Annotated in this window: 1 protein-coding gene; it reads left to right on the forward strand. The window is 60.0% G+C overall.

Annotated features, from left to right (window positions below; translation table 11 throughout):
• The coding region (locus tag GRB80_RS15985) for an IS3 family transposase (RefSeq protein WP_161424414.1) at window positions 1-432 on the forward strand (432 nt) is incomplete at both ends.

Below are 432 nucleotides of genomic sequence, written 5' to 3' on the forward strand. Positions count from 1 at the left end.
CGAGGCCTCGCACCAGCCTGCCGGGCAAGGGGCATCAAATCTATCCCTACCGGCTGCGCGGCCTGACCATCGACCGCCCGAATCAGGTGTGGGCGACCGACATCAGCTACATTCCGCTGGCACGCGGCTTCATGTACTTGGTGGTGGTGATGGACTGGCACAGTCGTCGAGTGCTGTCCTGGCGAGTCTCCAACACGCTGGATACAGACTTCTGTGTCGATGTGCTGGAGGAGGCACTGGCACGTCATGGACCGCCTGAGATCTTCAATACGGATCAGGGGTGCCAGTTTACCAGCCAGGCTTTCACCGACGTCCTCAAGGCTCACGGCGTGACCATCAGCATGGACGGCAAAGGCTGTTACCGGGATAACATCTTCGTGGAGCGGCTCTGGCGCAGCGTGAAGTACGAATGCGTCTATCTGACGGCGTTTG

The sequence above is a fragment of the Halomonas icarae genome (assembly GCF_009901955.1).
In the GTDB taxonomy this organism is placed as follows: Bacteria; Pseudomonadota; Gammaproteobacteria; order Pseudomonadales; family Halomonadaceae; genus Halomonas; species Halomonas icarae.